General features: G+C 69.8%; 14 protein-coding genes. 9 read left to right on the forward strand and 5 right to left on the reverse strand.

Going from position 1 to position 17878, the window contains the following annotated elements:
• Positions 1-114: 114 nt before the first annotated feature.
• From N866_RS00535 to N866_RS19570, 3 genes are all read right to left on the reverse strand, one after another.
• Complete coding sequence (locus tag N866_RS00535) at positions 115-435, reverse strand: hypothetical protein (protein ID WP_034221081.1); 321 nt, start codon at positions 433-435, stop codon at positions 115-117.
• A gap of 358 nt (positions 436-793) precedes the next feature.
• Positions 794-1315, reverse strand: a complete 522-nt coding sequence (locus tag N866_RS00540) for a glutathione peroxidase (RefSeq protein WP_034221084.1) — start codon at positions 1313-1315, stop codon at positions 794-796.
• Positions 1316-1513: 198 nt separating this feature from the next.
• Complete coding sequence (locus N866_RS19570; RefSeq protein ID WP_052022176.1) at positions 1514-2062, reverse strand: MarR family winged helix-turn-helix transcriptional regulator; 549 nt, start codon at positions 2060-2062, stop codon at positions 1514-1516.
• A 65-nt stretch (positions 2063-2127) separates the two neighbouring features.
• Between N866_RS19570 and N866_RS00550 the strand changes: the two genes are divergently transcribed.
• Both N866_RS00550 and N866_RS00555 read left to right on the forward strand, forming a co-directional pair.
• Positions 2128-5238: an efflux RND transporter permease subunit gene (locus tag N866_RS00550; RefSeq protein ID WP_052022177.1), complete on the forward strand. Its 3111-nt coding sequence runs from the start codon at positions 2128-2130 to the stop codon at positions 5236-5238.
• A gap of 257 nt (positions 5239-5495) precedes the next feature.
• On the forward strand, positions 5496-6509 hold the full coding sequence (locus N866_RS00555) for an NAD(P)-dependent alcohol dehydrogenase (protein WP_034221087.1): 1014 nt from the start codon (positions 5496-5498) through the stop codon (positions 6507-6509).
• Between the two features lie 117 nt (positions 6510-6626).
• Here the strand turns inward: N866_RS00555 and N866_RS00560 are convergent, their stop codons facing one another.
• A complete protein-coding gene (locus tag N866_RS00560; RefSeq protein WP_052022181.1) occupies positions 6627-6974 on the reverse strand; it encodes a winged helix-turn-helix transcriptional regulator in 348 nt (115 codons plus the stop codon).
• Between the two features lie 99 nt (positions 6975-7073).
• On the opposite strand from N866_RS00560, the gene N866_RS00565 reads away from it, so the two are divergent.
• From N866_RS00565 to N866_RS00580, 4 genes are all read left to right on the forward strand, one after another.
• Positions 7074-7493, forward strand: a complete 420-nt coding sequence (locus N866_RS00565; RefSeq protein ID WP_034221092.1) for a DoxX family protein — start codon at positions 7074-7076, stop codon at positions 7491-7493.
• The gene (locus N866_RS00570; protein ID WP_034221095.1) at positions 7490-7993 is read left to right on the forward strand and encodes a luciferase domain-containing protein; all 504 of its coding nucleotides are present in this window, start codon (positions 7490-7492) and stop codon (positions 7991-7993) included. The genes N866_RS00565 and N866_RS00570 overlap by 4 nt, the downstream gene beginning before the upstream one ends.
• A 72-nt stretch (positions 7994-8065) precedes the next feature.
• Positions 8066-8920, forward strand: coding sequence for an SDR family NAD(P)-dependent oxidoreductase (locus N866_RS00575; protein ID WP_081802176.1), 855 nt, complete (start codon positions 8066-8068; stop codon positions 8918-8920).
• Between the two features lie 366 nt (positions 8921-9286).
• Entirely contained in the window at positions 9287-9697 is a 411-nt protein-coding gene (locus N866_RS00580; RefSeq protein WP_202595120.1) for a PaaI family thioesterase, read from the forward strand.
• A gap of 103 nt (positions 9698-9800) precedes the next feature.
• Here N866_RS00580 and N866_RS00585 read toward each other — a convergent pair whose 3' ends face one another.
• Positions 9801-10973: a tyrosine-type recombinase/integrase gene (locus N866_RS00585; RefSeq protein ID WP_216699341.1), complete on the reverse strand. Its 1173-nt coding sequence runs from the start codon at positions 10971-10973 to the stop codon at positions 9801-9803.
• 602 nt (positions 10974-11575) lie between these two features.
• Here N866_RS00585 and N866_RS00590 point away from each other — a divergent pair.
• From N866_RS00590 to N866_RS00600, 3 genes are all read left to right on the forward strand, one after another.
• Positions 11576-11980, forward strand: coding sequence for a hypothetical protein (locus N866_RS00590; protein ID WP_155855121.1), 405 nt, complete (start codon positions 11576-11578; stop codon positions 11978-11980).
• Positions 11977-14301, forward strand: coding sequence for a site-specific integrase (locus N866_RS00595; RefSeq protein ID WP_034221101.1), 2325 nt, complete (start codon positions 11977-11979; stop codon positions 14299-14301). The genes N866_RS00590 and N866_RS00595 overlap by 4 nt, the downstream gene beginning before the upstream one ends.
• A 558-nt stretch (positions 14302-14859) precedes the next feature.
• Positions 14860-17727, forward strand: a complete 2868-nt coding sequence (locus N866_RS00600; RefSeq protein ID WP_216699342.1) for a DNA methyltransferase — start codon at positions 14860-14862, stop codon at positions 17725-17727.
• The last annotated feature ends 151 nt before the right edge of the window (positions 17728-17878 follow it).

Below are 17878 nucleotides of genomic sequence, written 5' to 3' on the forward strand. Positions count from 1 at the left end.
GCACAGAGGGCGTGGCGGGTCCGCGGCGGTCAAGCACTGACTGTTGGCCGCACGCCGCTTGAGCCCAGCGGGACGCGTGCCGTGGGGCCGGCTTGCCGCCGCGCCGGGAGGGGGTCAGCCGGTCGCGTCCGGCGGTCCCGCGCGGTGGCTCCCTGGTCGATCAGCCAGCGCGGGACAGCCAGCCTGCATCCAGGCCTCCATCGCGGCGACCCCACGGGCCGCCTCCAGCGCAACGACGACGGGCCGGCGATCGGGTCCGGGCCAGGCGGGGGGCCCGGCCGCCAGCCACGTGGTCAGGACCGCTGGACGTGCGTACCAGTAGGTGCCCATCGCGAGGCTTCCGGTCATCAGGCACCACGCCAGGAGGCGGGCCGCTCCCAGCAGCCATGTCGCCAGGGTGTAGAGGTACAGCCTGGCGCGAAGGTGCAACACCACGGCACCCCTCTTCCCGGGGTCTCGCAACGCTCATCGGCTCGCATCGCGCCACCGGGCCAACTCCCGGGGGCTTGTCAGCAACCCTGCCACGACGGGCCGCGCAACGGAAGCGTCCGGCCGTGCCGCCGCCGTCCCGATCGGCGGCGTGGTGCTCGCCGGCCACCGCGACCTGTGCCCGGTCGAGCAGTCGCTGCGGATGCCGCGACCGACCTGCGGTGCCCGGTCGAATCTCCTCGCGGACCCGCCCGCCGACCCCGCCCGCCGACGGAGTGCACCCGACGATCGTGTTCGCCGCACTGGCGATCAACGACGACCAGCGGAGCTCATACGCTCTCGCCCACTGAACAGACGGACCAGGTCAGGCCTCACGGCCAGGCTGGGGGAGGTGCGCCTCGATCAGCTCTATGATCTCGGGCGCGTCGGGCTCGACCTTCGGCCGGAATCGATGCACATGGCCGTCGGGGGTGAGGAGGAACTTCTCGAAGTTCCAGGTGATGCGCCCCGCCTTCCCGCTGGCGTCGGGGGTGCGGGTCAACTCGGCGTAGAGAGGGTGCCGTGACCTGCCGTTGACCTTGACCCGCTCGAACATCGGAAAGGTCACGCCCCAGGTCGTCGAGCAGTACTCCTTGATGGCGTCCTCACTGCCCAGTTCCTGCAGGAACTGGTTGCTCGGGAACCCGAGCACGGTGAAACCTCGCTGCCCATAGGTGCGCTGGAGGGCCTCGAGCTTGTCGTACTGGGGTGCGAGCCCGCACCGCGAGGCGACGTTGACGATCAGCCTGACCTGCCCGGCGTACCTCGCCAGGGTCGTGACCTCGCCGTCGATCGTCGTGACCGGGATGTCGTCGATCGTCGTGACCGGGATGTCGTCGATCGCCATGCCTGCTCAACACCGCGGCGAAAACGGGCATTCCCGCCCCGGCGGTGCCGGCCGGTGGCGCGACAGCCCTCAGCGGGCTGCCCGCGGTGGGGTAGGTCGCTCAGCGCAGGTGCAGGTCTTTCCGGCTCGAGCGGCGCCAAGCCCGTTCACCGGGGCCGCGGGCATGACCACCCACTCACACGAGCGCACGGGCTTCGGTCACCTGCTGCCAGCGCGGACGGCCGCTCGGACCGCCCGCACGGTTCGATCTGCCTCTTCCGGCGGCGTCACCGGCCCCGATGGCCTTTCTGGCGCTCCACTGACCTCGTCACCGTAGACCTGCTCTGCGGCTCGCCGCAGCGCCGCGAATGCCGTGGCTATGGTCCGCACGCTGTCGTCGTCCAGGAGGGACAGGAGCGCGACGCGATGTCCGGCGCCTTCGGCCATCAACGTGTCCACCAGCTGTGAGCCTTGAGCTGTGGGATGCACCTGTCGGGCGCGCCGGTCGGTCGGGTCGGCCACGCGCTCGACGAGCCCCCGGTCTTCGAGCCTGTCCACCAGGCCGGTCACCGACGCCGGGCTGATCTTCAGTGCGTCGGCCAGCTCGTGGCTCATCAGGGAGCCGTCGGCGTGCAGCAGCAGCAGCACCTTCAGCTGCTGCATCGTCAAGGTCGTCTGCAGCAGAGCGGTGAACTGGGCCCGCGAGAAGAGGCGGATCAGCGCCGCCTCGTCCTCGGCGATCGCCGCCATCACCGCATCGCGTTCCACCGTGTGACTCGATTCTTCGGTCAGCCCGTACTATTCACCTCGCACCGACTATACGGGAGATCTCCATGACTCGTCTTGCCCGGCTGAGCCTTGCCAACCGCGCCGTGGTGGCACTGGCGACGTTGATCCTCATCGTGGCGGGCGTCTTGTCGACGACGTCGCTGAAGCAGGAGCTCATCCCGTCCTTGGAGATCCCGCTCGCGGTGGTGGTGACGCCTCTCCCGGGTGCGGCGCCGGACGTGGTCGAGCGGCAGGTGACCGAGGTGGTCGAGGCTGCCGTCAGCGGTGTGGAAGGTCTGGAGGGGACCGAGTCCACGAGCCGCAACAGCCTGTCGGTGGTGTCGGTGGAGCTGGCCTACGGTACCGACCTGCAGGCGGCCCAGCAGGACCTGGAGCAGGCCGTGACCCGGGCGGGCACCGGCCTGCCGACGGGCGTCACACCGTCTGTGATCACCGGCAGCATCGACCAGCTCCCGGTGGTGCAGCTGGCGGTGGCCGCCCCGCAGCTGGACGAGCAGGAGCTCGTGACCCGGGTGGAGGAAGAGGTCGTTCCGCGGTTGCGGGGCCTGGAGGGGGTTCGGGAGGTCACCCTGTCCGGGGCGCGGGAGACGCGGGTCGAGATCGTTCCGGACCCCGTGGCCCTGGGGGCCGCGGGGATCGGCCTGGATGCTCTCACTTCGGCACTGCAGGCCAACGGTGCGGTCATCCCGGCCGGCACGGTCACCGACGGGCAGCGCTCCCTGAACGTCGTGGTGGGCGAGCGGTTGTCCTCGGTGCAGGACATCGCGGCGATCCCGCTGCCCACCGCTGACCCCTCAGGGGCACCGGTCCTGCTGGGAGACGTGGCCACGGTCGAGCAGGCACAGGTTCCCGCCACCTCCTATGCCCGGACCAACGGTCAGGCGAGCGTCGCTCTGGCGATCACCAAGACCCCTGACGGCAACACCGTCAGCGTCTCCCATGACGTGCGGGACCTGATCCCGGGGATCGAGGCGGCGCTGGGTGAGGGTGCTGCGGTCGACGTGGTCTTCGACCAGGCCCCGTTCATCGAGAAGTCGATCGAGGACCTGAGCACCGAGGGCCTCCTCGGCCTGATCTTCGCCGTGATCGTGATCATGCTCTTCCTGCTGTCACTGCGCTCCACCTTGGTTACCGCGATCTCGATCCCGCTGTCGTTGCTGATAGCGATGACCGGGCTGCTGGTCGGTGGGTACTCGCTGAACATCCTGACCCTGGGGGCGCTGACGGTCGCGGTCGGACGGGTCGTGGACGACTCGATCGTGGTGATCGAGAACATCAAGCGCCACCTCGGCTACGGCGAGCCCAAGGCGCAAGCGATCTTGACCGCGGTGCGTGAGGTCGCCGGCGCCGTGACGTCCTCCACCATCACCACCGCGGCGGTGTTCGTGCCGATCGGGATCGTCGGCGGTCAGGTCGGCGAGCTGTTCCGGCCCTTCGCCTTCACCGTGGCCGTGGCCCTGCTGGCCTCGCTGGTCGTCTCCTTGACCATCATCCCGGTGCTGGCCTACTGGTTCCTGCGCGCCCCGGCCGACCATCAGCACGCGGCTGTGGACCGGGACCGTGTCGAGCAGGGCGAGCGCCACGGACTTCTCCAGCGCAGCTACCTGCCGGTGCTCCGAGGGGCCATCGCCCACCCGCTGATCACTCTCGCCATCGCCGTCGCCGTCCTCGGCGGGACCCTCGCGGCCGGCACGAGGCTGGAGACCAACTTCATCGGCGACGCCGGGCAGAATACCCTCAGCGTCGACCAGCAGCTTCCGGCCGGCACGAGCCTGGAGGTCACCGACGCCGCCGCACGGCAGGTCGAGGAGGTCATCGCCGAGCTGGACGGCGTCGAGACCTACCAGGTGACCGTGGGCTCGGGTGGAAGCGGGCTGCAGACCGCCTTCCTGGGCGGTGGCGGCGGGTCGAACACGGCCACCTTCGCGATCACCACCGACCTGGACGCCGACCAGGCCCGGGTCGAGCAGGACCTTCGTGCCGCGATCGCGGACGTGGAGGACGCCGGGGAGCTGACCGTGACCACCGGGCAGGCCGGGTTCGGGTTGCCGCCGGTGGAGGTCGTGGTCCGTGCCGACGACGACCAGACGCTGCGCGAGGCCGCAGATCTGGTCGCCGAGGCCATGGCGGACGTCCAGGGCACGACCGACGTCGTGAACAACCTTGCCTCAGACGCACCAGCGGTCCAGATCCAGGTCGACCGGGCGGCAGCGACCCAGGCTGGCACCAGCGAGAGCGCTATCGGGCAGGCGGTGGCCGGCCTGCTCCGTGGTGCGCCGATCGGCCAGGCGGACATCGCCGGGCGCACCACCGACGTCGTGGTGCTCCTGGGCCAGGCCCCCGGCGACGTCCAGGCCCTGCGCGACACCCCTGTCCCCACCGCCACCGGGATCGTTCCCCTGGGGCAGGTCGCCGAGGTCAGCGAGGTCCAGCAGCCCACCAGCCTGACCCGACAGGACGGGCAGCGCACGGCCACGGTGACCGCCACCGCGACCGATCAGAACCTCGGCGGTATCACCACCCGGCTGCAGGAACAGCTCGACGCCCTCGACCTGCCCGACGGCGCAGAAGCCGAGATCGCAGGCGTCAGCGCCGAGCAGCAGTCAGCGTTCGCCGACCTGTACGTGGCCCTGCTGGCCTCCATCGCCATCGTCTACCTGGTGATGGTCGCCACGTTCCGCTCCCTGCTGCAGCCGCTCATCCTCCTGGTGTCGGTGCCGTTCGCCGCCACCGGAGCACTGGCCCTGCTGCTGCTCACCGGCACACCCCTGGGCGTGCCGTCGCTGATCGGGCTCCTCATGCTGGTCGGCATCGTGGTGACCAACGCGATCGTGCTCATCGACCTGGTCAACCAGAAGCGCGAGCAGGGCCTGAGCGTGGTCGACGCCGTGATCGAGGGGTCCCGATACCGCCTGCGGCCGATCCTGATGACCGCCGCAGCGACCATCGGCGCCCTGACCCCCATGGCACTGGGACTGACAGGCGGCAGCGTCTTCATCTCCCAGCCGCTGGCCCTGGTGGTCATCGGCGGGCTGACCACCTCCACCCTCCTGACCCTGGTGCTCGTCCCGGTCCTGTACAACCTGACCGAACGCGCCAGCGCGGCCCTGCGTGAGCGCCGAGGCCGCCGGACGGCCACCACCCTCCCAGCCTGACACTGACACCCCCGGCGGTCTCCGGCGGGTCGTGATTCACAGCCGTTCCGGTCGACCGTGGACCGGCGCACCTGTGCCAACCAGGCCGAGCGCGCCTCGGCGACCTTCGAGTGCCGGCGCCACCCCGGCCTCAGCTACCGGTGCCCGAACGACTTGGCGGACCTTCACACCGCCGCAGTGGCCGTGGCACGATCAACGAGCCGTCCGGGATACCGGGTCAGGCTCCTGCAGCACGACCTCAACGAAGGGGTTAGGCGATGAAGGCAGCGCGGTTGCACGAGTTCGGCGGTGACTTCGTGGTGGAGGAGGTTCCGACGCCGGAGCCCGGTGCCGGTGAGGTTCGGGTCCGCGTCGGCGGGTCCGGCGCGTGCCACTCCGACCTGCACGTCCGGGCGGGGGAGATCCCCGTCCACCTTCCCGCCCTGCTGGGGCACGAGAACGCCGGGTGGGTGGACGCCATCGGTCCGGGCGCCGAGGGCTTTGAGATCGGTGAGCCCGTCGTGGTGTTCGGTGGGTGGGGCTGCGGCCGCTGCCGTGTGTGCTTGGGTGGCCAGGAGCAGCTGTGCGACACCATGCGGTGGGGCGGTATCGGCCCCGACGGTGGCTACGCGGACTACATGGTCGTGCCGAGCACCCGGCACCTGCTGGCCGCTGGCGACCTGGACCCGGCGCTCGCTGCCCCGCTGACCGACGCGGCGCTCACCCCGTACTCGGCGGTGAAGAAGGCCCTCCCGCGTCTGGTGCCCGGCACCACGGCGGTGCTGGTGGGCGCCGGTGGGCTCGGCCAGTACGGGCTGCAGTTCCTCAAGCTCCTCTCCCCGGCGACGGTGGTTGTCGTCGACAGCTCGGCGGACAAGCGGCGCCTCGCCCTGGAACTCGGTGCCGACCAGGTGGTCGACCCGGCAGACGCCGACGCCATGGAGCAGATCAAGGCCGCCAGCCACGGCGAAGGCGCGGCGGTCGCGCTGGACTTCGTCGGGGCCGACGCGACGATGAGGCTGGGGGCCTCGTCGCTGGGCCCGCAGGGCCTGTTCGTCCTGGTGGGCCTGGCGGGAGGTTCCTTCCCGTTCTCGTTCTTCTCCCTGCCCGTCCAGGCGACGCTGACCAGCAGCAGCTGGGGCAGCCGCAACGAGCTGGAGGAGGTCCTCGCCATGGCCCGGACCGGGCGCCTGGTCTCCACGATCGAGCGGTATCCGCTGGGCGAGATCAACGACGTGTTCGCGCGCCTCGCCGCCGGGCAGGTCCAGGGCCGTGCCGTCCTGATCCCTTGAGCACACTCGTCCACGTCCCGCTAGGCGCGTCTGCCACGGCGAGCGGCACCATGCGCTGACGCGGCGCCCGCCGCCATCACCGCCTGGCCGAAGACAGCAGACATGACCCGGTCCGGGCTAGTCAGCCGCCCGGCTCCATTCTGCTGCCCAGGAAGCTATCGCGTCGATGACCGGTCCGAGGGCCCGCCCCTTCGCCGTCAGCACGTAGCGCGGTGCGCCTGCGCCGATCGGGCACGTGCGCGAGAGGAGTCCTTCGCGTTCCAGCTCCCGTAGCCTCTCGGCCAGCAGGCGGTCCGAGAGCCCGGGGATGACGGCGCGGATCTCACTGAAGCGCTCCGCGTGGGCCATCAGGGCGTGAAGAATGACACCGTTCCACCGTCGACCGAGCAGCTCGACGGTCTGGTGGAACGACGGGCAGTAGCGACCGCAGTCGTCGCCCGCGGGACCGACCGCCTCGTCCGCCACCTCGCCCTCCACGTCCGCTCAAGGGTGATTGACCCGCGCCCAGGGTACTGCTATACCTCAATCACTTACATCTGGTAAGCGGCGACCTGGGAGGGTGACGTGGAGGTCCTGGTGCTCATCGGCAGGGTGGTCTTCGCCTTGCTCTTCCTCGGCTCAGGCTTTGGCCACCTCACACAGCGGCAGATGATGGCCGGTTACGCCACCGGCAAGGGAGTGCCTGCCGCCAACCTGATGGTCCCGCTGACCGGGCTGCAGCTCCTGGCCGGCGCACTGATGGTGGCCCTGGGGATCTGGCCCGACGTCGGCGCCCTCCTGCTGGTGACCTTCCTGGTGCCCACAGCCTTCATCATGCACGGCTTCTGGGCCGAGACCGACCCCGGCGCCAAGGCCATGGAGCAGACTCAGTTTCTCAAGGACCTGGCCCTGGCCGGAGCGGCACTGGTGATGTTCGCCGTCTTCGCCTACCTCGGTGACGATCTGGGCCTGGTCCTGGTCGGCCCGCTGTTCAGCCTGTCATGAGCGGCGCGGTTCCCGTGGCCATGCCCGAGCGCCCGGGCCCGCGACCCTCGACGACCCCGACCAACCCGCACACCCAGCTCGACCAGCAGCCGAGCGACGACCGACCACGGCAGCGCCTCATCGGGCAGCTCGCCGACCTGCCGGATGTGGTCTGGGCGGCCTCGACGATCTCTGTCCCGGGTGCACAAGCGCTCACGCTGCCTCGGGGCCCACACCGAGGGCCACCCGACGCGTTCATGATCGACACCGAGTTCGCCCACCTCCACCCGGCCCCTGACCACTCCCTTCACCTGGTACTGCCGTCGGCGGCCGCCGAAGCCGCCATCGACGCCGGCTGGGCCGAGCAGCACCCCATCGCCCGCCTCGGGCTCATCTCGCCGGGTGCGGTCATGGTCTACGCGCCACGGGACGCGCACGAGGCGGACATCGCCGCCGGCCTCGTCCGGGCGTCCTACGCATACGCAACTGGTTCGACGCGTTCGCTCAGAGCGAAAACCTGAGCGGGCAAAGACGCCGCGGCCCGACTCTCCGGTCCGCGCCCGATCCGAAGATCACTCAAGGAGGAGTGCCTCATGGCAGGACGACTCGAGGGCAAGGTTGCCCTCATCACCGGTACGGCGGACGGTCAGGGACGGGCCGCCGCCCTCGCCTTCGCCGCTGAAGGCGCCAAGATCGTCGGGTGCGATCTCAAGGCGGAACTAGCCGAACAGACCGTCGAGCTCGTCCGGGCGCAGGGCGGTGAGATGGTCTCGATGCAGCCGCTGAACCTGGGCGACGAAGCCGCGGTGCAGCGCTGGATCGACTTCGCCGTCGAGCAGTACGGCGACTTCGACATCCTGTACAACAACGCCTCGGGTGTCCGCGGCGGCACCATCGAGTCCTTGACCCGCGCGGACTGGGACTTCGACATGACCAACGAGGTCACCATCTTGTTCCTGGCCATCCAGAAGGCCCTGCCGGTCTTCAAGCGCAAGGGCCGCGGCACCATCCTCAACACCGGCTCGGTCGCCGCGATGGTCGGCTCGGCCATGCCCGGCAACGTCGCGGGCAACCTCGTGCACAACGTCGCCAAAGGCGCCGTCCTGCGCCTGACGACCAATCTCGCCGTCGAGCTGTCACCGTGGAACATCCGCGTCAACACCGTCTCCCCAGGGTTCATCGACACCCCCGCGACACGACCGCTGCTGGAGGCCGGCGGGCGCGCACCTGTCGAACGCGCACTGCTCAACCCGCGCGTGGGGCGGCCGGAGGACATCGCCATGGCAGCTGTGTACCTGTGCTCGGACGAGGCGGACTACGTCACAGGTGCGAACCTGGTCGTCGACGGCGGCTGGGTCGCAGGTGGCGGCGTCGGCCGCCCCGACCCCGAGATCGAACAGATCTTCGGCGAGGTGATGAAGAAGCTGACCAACGCCCCCACCGCCTGACAGTGAGGATGTAGGCGAGCCCTCGACGACGCTCCCTGCCCTCTGCGCGCCTGACGGTGACCGACGCCGCCGACCCTTCGGTGCCGCCGATCTGGCCCGCCCGCGGCCGGGGCCTCGCGGTCGTGCTGTTGGCCGCCACCACCTGATCCCTCCGGCAAACACGGACCGCGGCGCTGGTCGCGGCATGGCGAAAGGTCAACGAAGTTGATGCCTGACATGGCAACGATGCTCGCGCACTGGACCGAGAGGGCCGGGCCCCACTCAGAGGGCGCGCTCCTGCAACCGCACCATGAACGGTGCCTTGGCTGCGGCCCGGACAACCCCCACGGCCATCACCTCCAGGTCCACCGCCGTGGGGACGGGGTGATGGCTGACCATGTCTTCGACGAGCGCCACGTCGGAGCTCCCGGAGTCGTGCACGGCGGCGCCGTCGCCACCGTCCTTGACGACCTGTTCGGGTTCCTGCCCTACCTGGTCGGAACGCCGGCCGTCACCCGCCAGCTCACAGTGGACTACCTGTCACCGGTGCTCGTCGGAGTCACCTACCGGATCGAGGCGACGGTGACGAGCCGGGAGGACCGCAAGGTCTTCGTCGTCGCCACCGTGAGCGACCTGGATGAACGCACCGTGGCCACGTCGAGCGCGGTGTTCATCACGGTCGACGTCGAACACTTCGCCCGGCACGGAGGCGTCTCCGGCGGTGGCCCGACACCACCCGTCACGGATGACCACCGTGACACCGGCCGGGAGAGCGCGGTGGGCCAGCAACGCGGGTAGTGCGTGTCTCGACAGCGATCTGTGCGCGCGAGCTCCAGCCGGACCCTGAACCCGCCACGCGCCCGAGGCCCGCGGAACCGCTTCGCTTGAAGCCCGGGGTGGGTCACCTCGAGGCGCGGGAGCGGGTGGCGTGAAAGGCGGCGAGTGCGCGCTGATCGGCGTCGCCGAGGGTGTGCAGGTACTTCTGGGTGGTCTGGATCTGCGCGTGGCCCATTCGCTCCATCACGGAGAGAAGGTCCGCTCCTCCGGCCAGCAGCCAGGATGCGTGTGCGTGACGTAGGTCGTGCATGCGAACGGGAAAGTCGATGCCGGAGCGTTGAACGGCCGGCCGCCAGTAGCGGGTGTTGAACGTGCCCCGCGAGAGGGGTTGGCCTCCTTCGGTCTCACGGGAAGGGAAGAGCAGGTCGGCCGGTCCCAGGCCGAGGTCATCGATCCGCGCGAGGAGGGCGTCGATCAGATCCTGGGAGACCGCGACGGTGCGCGGCTCGTCGTCCTTGGGGTAGGGCTTGACGATCATACGGCGCCCGGTTGGGGAGTCCTTGGTGGACACCTCCACGATGGTGTCCTGCACGGTCACCGTGCGGGCCTCGGTGTCCACGTGCCGGGGTCGTAGCGCGACGAGCTCGCCCCATCGCAGGCCGGTCTCGATGGCCGTCATGACCATGACCGTGAAGCGCGGCGGGATCTGCGCCAGCAGCCGGGTGTACTCATCCGGGGTGAGGGTGCGGGTCCTGGTGGTGATCACCTTCGGAAGGTCGGTCGCCGCGCAGGGGTTGAAGGGGATGATCCGGTCGGCCACGGCTCGGGCGAAGATCGAGTGCAGCATCACGTGGTACTTGACGATGGACCGCGCGGACAGGCCCTTGCGTCGCTTGTCGGCGATCGTCGTGGGTTTGGCCGCCTGGTTGACCCACTCCTGGACCAGGGCAGGCATGATCCGCGCCATTGGGTAGTCCCCGAAGAAGGGGACGAAGTGGATGCGCAGGTTCGAGGCGTACGCGGCGTAGGTGGTGACCTCCAGGTGGCGCGAGGGCAGCCACACGTTCTGGGCATACTCCTTGAAGGTGATGCGTCCGGCCCGTGGGTCGATCCACGTCCCCTCGGCGAGCGCGATCTCGGCGCGGACAGCGGCCTGCATGGCGGCCTTGTCGGTGCTGAAAGTCCCGACGGTGCGCTTGGCTCCTGAGGCGTCGCGGTAGCGGCCCTGGTACCGCTTCTTGCCGTCCTCGGCCCGCCGCACGGTCACCCACGCCATCTCGACCACCCCGGCCGACATGTGGGCCCAATGTGGGCAGACGCCGCCGGGCACTGGCGAACAGCGGCGAACGCCGGCGTACGCGAAACCCATGCTGATGTGGGTAGATGCATGCATTGAGCCCACTCAGGCGTCGTCCCCTGGCAAGAGGGCCTGCACTCATAACCCAGAGGTCGCAGGTTCAAATCCTGCCCCCGCTACTGTGGGAATCTGCGAACGCAGGTTTACGCGAAAGCCTCCCGGGATCACCCGGGAGGCTTTCGTCGTTCCCGGGCCCGTCCACGACGGAATCCGTCGCGCCGGTCGGGCGCCCGACCCGTGGCGCGAGGCCTTCAGCCTGTGCCGCTGCCCACCCGCTGCCCAGGCACCCGTGGCGTGCCCACCCCCTGCCACCCCGGCCCTGGCCTGCACCGACGCCGCCACGGCGGGGCGCGGCGGGTGGGCACCGGGTGGGCACCCGCGACGCCGCGCGCGACCTCCTCCGGCACCGGGGCGACGGCGGTGTGACCGAGACCACACGCGTCATCGCGGTGTGGGCGTGCGGCCACTGCCGGCGGCGGGGGACTGCTCACGGTGCACCTGCGAACGCGGCCGACCGGGCCGCCGCACCCAGGAGCACCACCATGACCACCGCCTCCCTGACCCGCGGACTGGACCGCGACCAGTGGCTGGACCGCCCCACCCTGGCGACCCTCATGGGCAAGGGCGAGGACACCGTCCGCCGCGACCAGCGCGACCACCAGCTGCCGACCCGTCTGGGCCCGAACAAGTGCGTCCTGCTGCGCCTGGGCGACTTCATCGACCTCGGCCGGATCCCCGCCTCGGTCCTGGACCCCGAGATCAGCGCCCGGGAGGTCGCCGACGCGATCGCCCTGCGCACCGAGCTGGAGGACCTGCGCCGCGCGCACGCCGAGCTCCTCGGCCGCGAGGTCGGGTACGAGCAGGCCGTCGCGGACCTGCGAGCCCACCTGGCCACCCAGGCCGCGTTCATCGCCGCCCTGACCGCCCGGACGGAGGTGGCCCGGTGAGCGCCCCGCTGCGCCTGCTGCGGGACCTGCCCACCGTCCCGGCGCACCCGCTGCTCGCCCTGACCGACGGGCACCCCGTCCTGCTCGGCGCCGACGACGCCGACCTCATCGCCCTGGTCAACGCCGGCACCCAGATCCTGGACCCCGGGACCGACCCGGACCAGGTCACCCCGGCGACCCTGCAGCTGGCCTGGTTCGTCCACCACGTCGGCACCATGCGGCACACCGACGGTGACCGGTCGGTCAACCTCGGCTCGGCCCTGACCCGCTACATCGTCCCGTTCCTGCTCGAGCTGGCCGCCGCGAAGCCGGCCGACGCCCGCGGCGTGGCGGACCTGTGGTTCGCCGAGGCCGAGGCGCTGCCGCGGATCCTGTCCGGCGGGGCGCCGCTGCCGGCCGCCACGGTCGCCGGGGACCTGCTGCGCCGCAGCGCGCTCACCTGCGTCTGGCTGCCCCTGCTGGACGCCGGACAGGTCAGCCACGGCGGCACCGCGGCCGTCACCGACGCCATCAGCCACCGGCGCCTGAGCACCCACCGCGACGGCGCCGGGCACGTCCTGGTCCGCACCGCGGACCTGCGCACCGCAGGCCTGCTCCTCGAGCCGGCCGGCCCGCACGGGATCGACACCGGCACCGCCCGCAACGTGCTCTTCCCGTTCAAGCAGGCCATGCTGCGCGCCGCCAACCTCGGCGCCCACCTGCGCGGCAACTTCGAGACCCTCCGCCCCATCAAGCCGCTGATCAGCCAGCGGCTGCGGACCCCGCGCGTAGACCCCGGGTACACCTCGCTCGCCGACATCCACGCCCTCGCCGCGCACCTGAGCGTCGTGCACCAGGTCGCACTGTGGCTGCTGCGGCTCATGGGCCTGCGCATCGGGGAAGCCTTCGGGCTGCTCGTCTCGGACTTCTGGTTCGACGCCGGCGCCGACGCCTGGGTCCTGGCCGTGGAGAAGCAGGGCGGCACCAAGGCCACCGTTCGCGACCCCGAGACCGGCAAGCTCGAACCCAGCGACACCAAGCCGGGCACGAAGACCGCCCAGTCCCACCGGCTGCTGCGCGTGCCGCCGATGCTCGCGCACGCCCTGACGGAGATCATCGCGATCTTCCACACCGACGACGACGGCACCGTGCTCACCGACGCCCGGCTGCTGCCCGGGGTGCGCAGGGACGACGCCGGGGGAGCGGAGAACTTCCGCGACGCGGTCTACCAGGCCGCAGCCGCGGCCGAGGTGGCGCGGTTCCGCCCCCACGACCTGCGCGGTGCGCTCATCACCGACCTGAAGAACGCCGGGATCAAGAAGCGGCTCCGGCTGTACTTCTCCGGGCACAAGAAGCACCGCACCGTCCACGACGGCTACGACGACGGCGTCCCGGTCACCCACCAGCGCAAGGCCACCGCCGCCCTCCAGGCGCTCCTGGAGAAGCAGGCCATCACCCAGCTCGTCGTGCCGACGTCCAAGCAGCACACCTGGGGCGTCACCACCCGCGCGGCCGAACGCAGCGACCAGATCCGCGAGCAGTTGCGCCAGCGCGGCTGGGAGACCGCCCCCGACGGCTTCGCGCCGGACGACGTCGTGCTCGGCACTGCTGAGGCAGCGGCACGGCTGAACATCTCCCCGATCGAGATGCGCCGCCGCTTCGCCTCCGGCAAGGTCCCCGGCCGACGGGTCATGGTCGGGCGCAAGCCGGAGTGGAAGACGACCGAGGCGGACCTCGCGGCCTCGATGGCGACGCCGGCCGGCACCACCTTGAAGGAGCTGGCAGCCAGCACCGGGCTCACCTACCCGCAGGCGAGAACGCTGTGCCTGGCCCTGGGCGTCCTGCGCCGCGACGCGACGAACCGGGGGAGGGCCGTCCTCCTCGACGACACACAGGTCGCCACCGTGCGCGCCGAGCTCGACCGCCGGCGCATCGCCGCCGAGGCCGTGATGGACCTCGCAGCCGCCGCGCGTCACCTGGGCCTCCCGCTCGGGCAGGTCGAGAAGCTCCACCGCTCCGGCGTCCTCCAGGCGGCGCCGAACCCGACCGGCGGTCGGGGCCGCCACGTCACCAGGACGTCCGTCGACGACTACGCCCGGGACCACGCCACCAGTCCGGCCGACCCGGACGACCTGTACGTGCCGTTCGCCGCGGCGTGCGCGGGCCTTCGTCTGACGCGTCAAGAGCTGTCGAGCGCGGTGGGCTGCGGTCAGTTCCGCGCCACCACCATCGCCCGTCGCCAGCACGTCAGCCTCGCTGACGCGGTCGACTACATCAGGTCCGACCAGCTTGGCGATCTCGCAATGGCTGCCTTGAAACGGAGCGCTGTTCCACGAACGTAGGCGCAGTCGCGGCTCGGGCAGGTCATCTGTCGGGTGGTTACCGCTGTGCCGACGAGCATCGGAGTTGGTTAGGAGTTGCGGCAGGTCGGTCCCAGCCACGGGGGACCGGCCGCGAAACGGATCGCATCTTCACGACGGGCAACGACGTGCGCCGTTCCGCGGGCACCGGACGACGCCCTGCGGTGCCCGTAGACGTAGTCCAAGAGCTCGTCTTCGAGGCCGCAGTGGACGTCGTCGAGTCCGTCCGCCTGGGCCCTGAACGTGGTGGACCGAGGACGCGGTCCCGTATCCGACCGAACTGACCGAGGTTCTTCGAAAGTCGGCGGTCACCCACGGGCCTCGGAGTGGCCTGGCGGGTACGGACTGTGCCGTCGTCCATGGGGCGCCGGTGATGCTCGTGGGGAGAGCTGCTCGTCAGTGCCGCTGCCCCGTGAGAGGCGTTCGTACCGTCGGGGGCCCGGGAGTGTCTGCGCTGTAATGCGGGGAGTCCGTAACCATTCACCGACACGCCAGCTGGCCCTCGCGCAACTAGCGCCACCGCACATAGGGTCGCGGGTCGTGGCCTCCATCACCGTGAACCCGGGAGCAAACGCACTCGCTCGATCGCTCGAGGCCTTCGCCAACTGGCGACGCGACCACCTTTCGGGCGACGAGAAGGGTGAAGCGCAGGTCTTCCTCGACCACCTGTTCCGTGCGCTCGGGCACGGCGGGATCCATGAAGCAGGTGCCACCCTCGAGGGGCGCATCAAGAAGGAAGACCGGGGCGGGACCGCGTTCGCTGACCTCATTTGGAAGCCGCGTGTTCTGATCGAGATGAAGAAGGCCGGCGCCGACCTGCGGCGTCACTACCGACAGGCGTTCGACTACTGGGTCCGGGCCGTACCCGACCGGCCCCGGTACGTCGTCCTGTGCAACTTCGACGAGTTCTGGATCTACGACTTCGACGCACAGCTGGACGAGCCCGTCGACCGCGTACCTCTCGACGAGCTGCCGCAGCGGTGGGAGGCCCTCGGGTTCCTGCTGCCTCGGGAGCAGCGACCGGTCTTCGGCAACGACCTCGTCGCGGTCACGCGTGACGCCGCCGCCCGCGTCGCTAGGGTCCTGAACTCGATGATCGACCGCGGGGTTGAGCGACACGAGGCCCAGCGGTTCGCGCTGCAGTGCGTCATGGCGATGTTCGCCGAGGACGTGCGGCTCCTACCCGCCCACCACTTCACGCAGGCACTCCACGACACTCGGACCGGGCCAGAAGCCTTCGACACAATCGGCCAGCTCTTCGCCGCGATGAACGCCCCCGGCGTCACTCCCGGTGGCCGGTTCAAGGGGACCCCGCACTTCAACGGAGGCCTCTTCGCTAAGGCGTGCGCCATCGAGCTCACCAACGAGGAACTCGATCTGCTACGCGATGCTGCGGCAACCAACTGGTCCGGCGTGCGTCCCGAGATCTTCGGCACGCTTTTCGAAGGCTCGATGAACGCTGGCGAGCGGCACGCCACCGGCGCTCACTACACGTCTCAGGCCGACATCGCCATGATCGTCCGGCCCGTCATCGTAGAGCCCTGGCAAGCCCGCATCGAGTCGGCCAAGACGATCGCTGACGTCGAGAAGATCCTCAACGACATGTCGCAGTACCGTGTCCTCGACCCAGCGTGCGGCTCTGGGAACTTCTTGTACGTCGCGTACCGCGAGATGCGACGGCTTGAGCACGAAGCCGTCCAGAAGCTCATCTCCCTTCGCCGCGGTCCTGCCGAGTCGACATTCGTCGCTTTCGCGCGCGTTCAGCCGGACCACTTTCTGGGCATGGACGTCAACGAGTTCGCGGTGGAGGTCGCGAAGGTCACCCTGCACCTCGCGAAGAAGCTCGCAGCCGACGAGCTCGGCGACGAGGACGACTCTGCAGTCCTGCCTCTGGACAACCTCGACAAGACGATCATCGCCACCGACGCGCTTTTCACATCCTGGGCTCGTGCGGACGCGATCGTCGGGAATCCGCCCTATCTGGGTCGCAGAAAGATGGTCGAGGAGCTCGGTGCCGGCTACTGCGCTCGGCTCGCCGACTCGCACCCGCAGATCGGCGGCGTCTCCGACTTCGTCACTTACTGGTTCCCACTCGCTCACGACCACCTGCCCGTTGGAGGTCGCGCAGGGCTGGTTGCCACGAAGTCCGTCAAGCAGGGCACCTCACGGGAGGTTTCGCTGGACTACGTCGTTGACCACGACGGAACGATCATCGAAGCGGTCTCCCAGATGCCATGGTCCGGGGAGGCTGCCGTCACGGTCAGCATCGTGAACTGGCAGAAAGGCGGTACGCCACCGGCCGTCAAGATTCTGTGGGTGGAGAACGGGCAGCAACGCATCGAAGTCGACCACATCACGTCATCCCTGTCGCCCGAGGTCGACCTCCGCCGGGCGCAGAAGCTCTACGCGCCCGGGGACAAGGCCGTCTTCCAGGGGCAGACCCTCGGCGTCACACAGGCTTTCAGGGTCGACACGGTGGAGGCTGGCCGGATCGCCAGGACCGAGCCAGCCGCACGCGAGGTGCTGCATCCCATCGTGGGTGGGGTGGAGTTGTTGAACCGCCAAGACGTCAACGATTGGGTTATCGACATCCCGGAGGGTGACGCCGACGTCGCGTACGCCAAGTACCCCAAGCTCATGCGGCAACTCGAGAGCAAGGCGCTCGCCGCACGCGAGAAGGCCGCGGCCAAACAGGCTGAGGCCAACGCGGAACTGCTTGCGAGCGATCCTGGCGCGAGAACGAACGTCCACCACATCAACTTCCTGAAGCGTTGGTGGGCGCTGGCGTACCGGCGGGAGGACCTGCTCGATGCCGTCACGGGCCTGGATCGTTACCTGACAGTCACGCGTACCGGGACCCAGAACCGGATGCCCGTCTTCGCCTTTGTGGACGGCAAGTACCACGTAAGCGACTCGGTTGTCGCCTTTCCGTTCGCCGACGACTACAGCTTCGGAATCCTCCAGGGGTTGCCCCACCTGCTCTGGTTCAAGGAGCGGTGCACCCGGTTGAAGATGGACCCGGTCTACACGTCGAAGACGGTTTGGGACACGTTCCCGTGGCCGCAGAGTCCGCCCCGCGCAGCGGTGGAGAGGGTCGCAGCCGCCGCCGTCGCGGTCAACGACCGTCGCGCCGAGGCCTTCCGCATGGGTCAGACTCTCGCCGACATGTACGACACCCTCCGACGGCCAGGCGCAAGCACTCTCCGGGACCTTCACGCGGAGCTGGACGCCGCTGTCGTCAAGGCGTACGGCTTCGACGCGGAGGAGGACATCCTTACGCAGCTGTTCGAGCTCAACCTCGCGCTCGCAACGCGCATCGAGGGTGGAGAGCATGTAACTGCGCCTGGGCCGCGCCCCGGCGCCGTAACCGCGAGCACCTGGCGGTTCCCTGCACCGGTTCTTCCCTGAACCGATCGAGGGGACGCCGCTGTTGCCGCGCTTCCAGATCTAGCTGAACGGCGCACGAGGCGGGCTGACCGGCCCCTCTTCGATCACACGTCCATGCGGAGACCACCCAGCGACCAGGAGTAACGCGGCTCTTCGGATCTATGCGTGGTTG

Source organism: Actinotalea ferrariae CF5-4, assembly GCF_000603945.1.
Taxonomy (GTDB): Bacteria; Actinomycetota; Actinomycetes; order Actinomycetales; family Cellulomonadaceae; genus Actinotalea; species Actinotalea ferrariae.

Coding starts and splice junctions, on each gene's coding strand:
- N866_RS00540 (WP_034221084.1), bottom strand. CDS start 1,315: ATGGCGATCGACGACATCCCGGTCACGACGATCGACGACATCCCGGTC.
- N866_RS00550 (WP_052022177.1), top strand. CDS start 2,128: ATGACTCGTCTTGCCCGGCTGAGCCTTGCCAACCGCGCCGTGGTGGCA.
- N866_RS00555 (WP_034221087.1), top strand. CDS start 5,496: ATGAAGGCAGCGCGGTTGCACGAGTTCGGCGGTGACTTCGTGGTGGAG.
- N866_RS00570 (WP_034221095.1), top strand. CDS start 7,490: ATGAGCGGCGCGGTTCCCGTGGCCATGCCCGAGCGCCCGGGCCCGCGA.
- N866_RS00575 (WP_081802176.1), top strand. CDS start 8,066: ATGGCAGGACGACTCGAGGGCAAGGTTGCCCTCATCACCGGTACGGCG.
- N866_RS00580 (WP_202595120.1), top strand. CDS start 9,287: ATGGCTGACCATGTCTTCGACGAGCGCCACGTCGGAGCTCCCGGAGTC.
- N866_RS00585 (WP_216699341.1), bottom strand. CDS start 10,973: ATGTCGGCCGGGGTGGTCGAGATGGCGTGGGTGACCGTGCGGCGGGCC.
- N866_RS00590 (WP_155855121.1), top strand. CDS start 11,576: ATGACCACCGCCTCCCTGACCCGCGGACTGGACCGCGACCAGTGGCTG.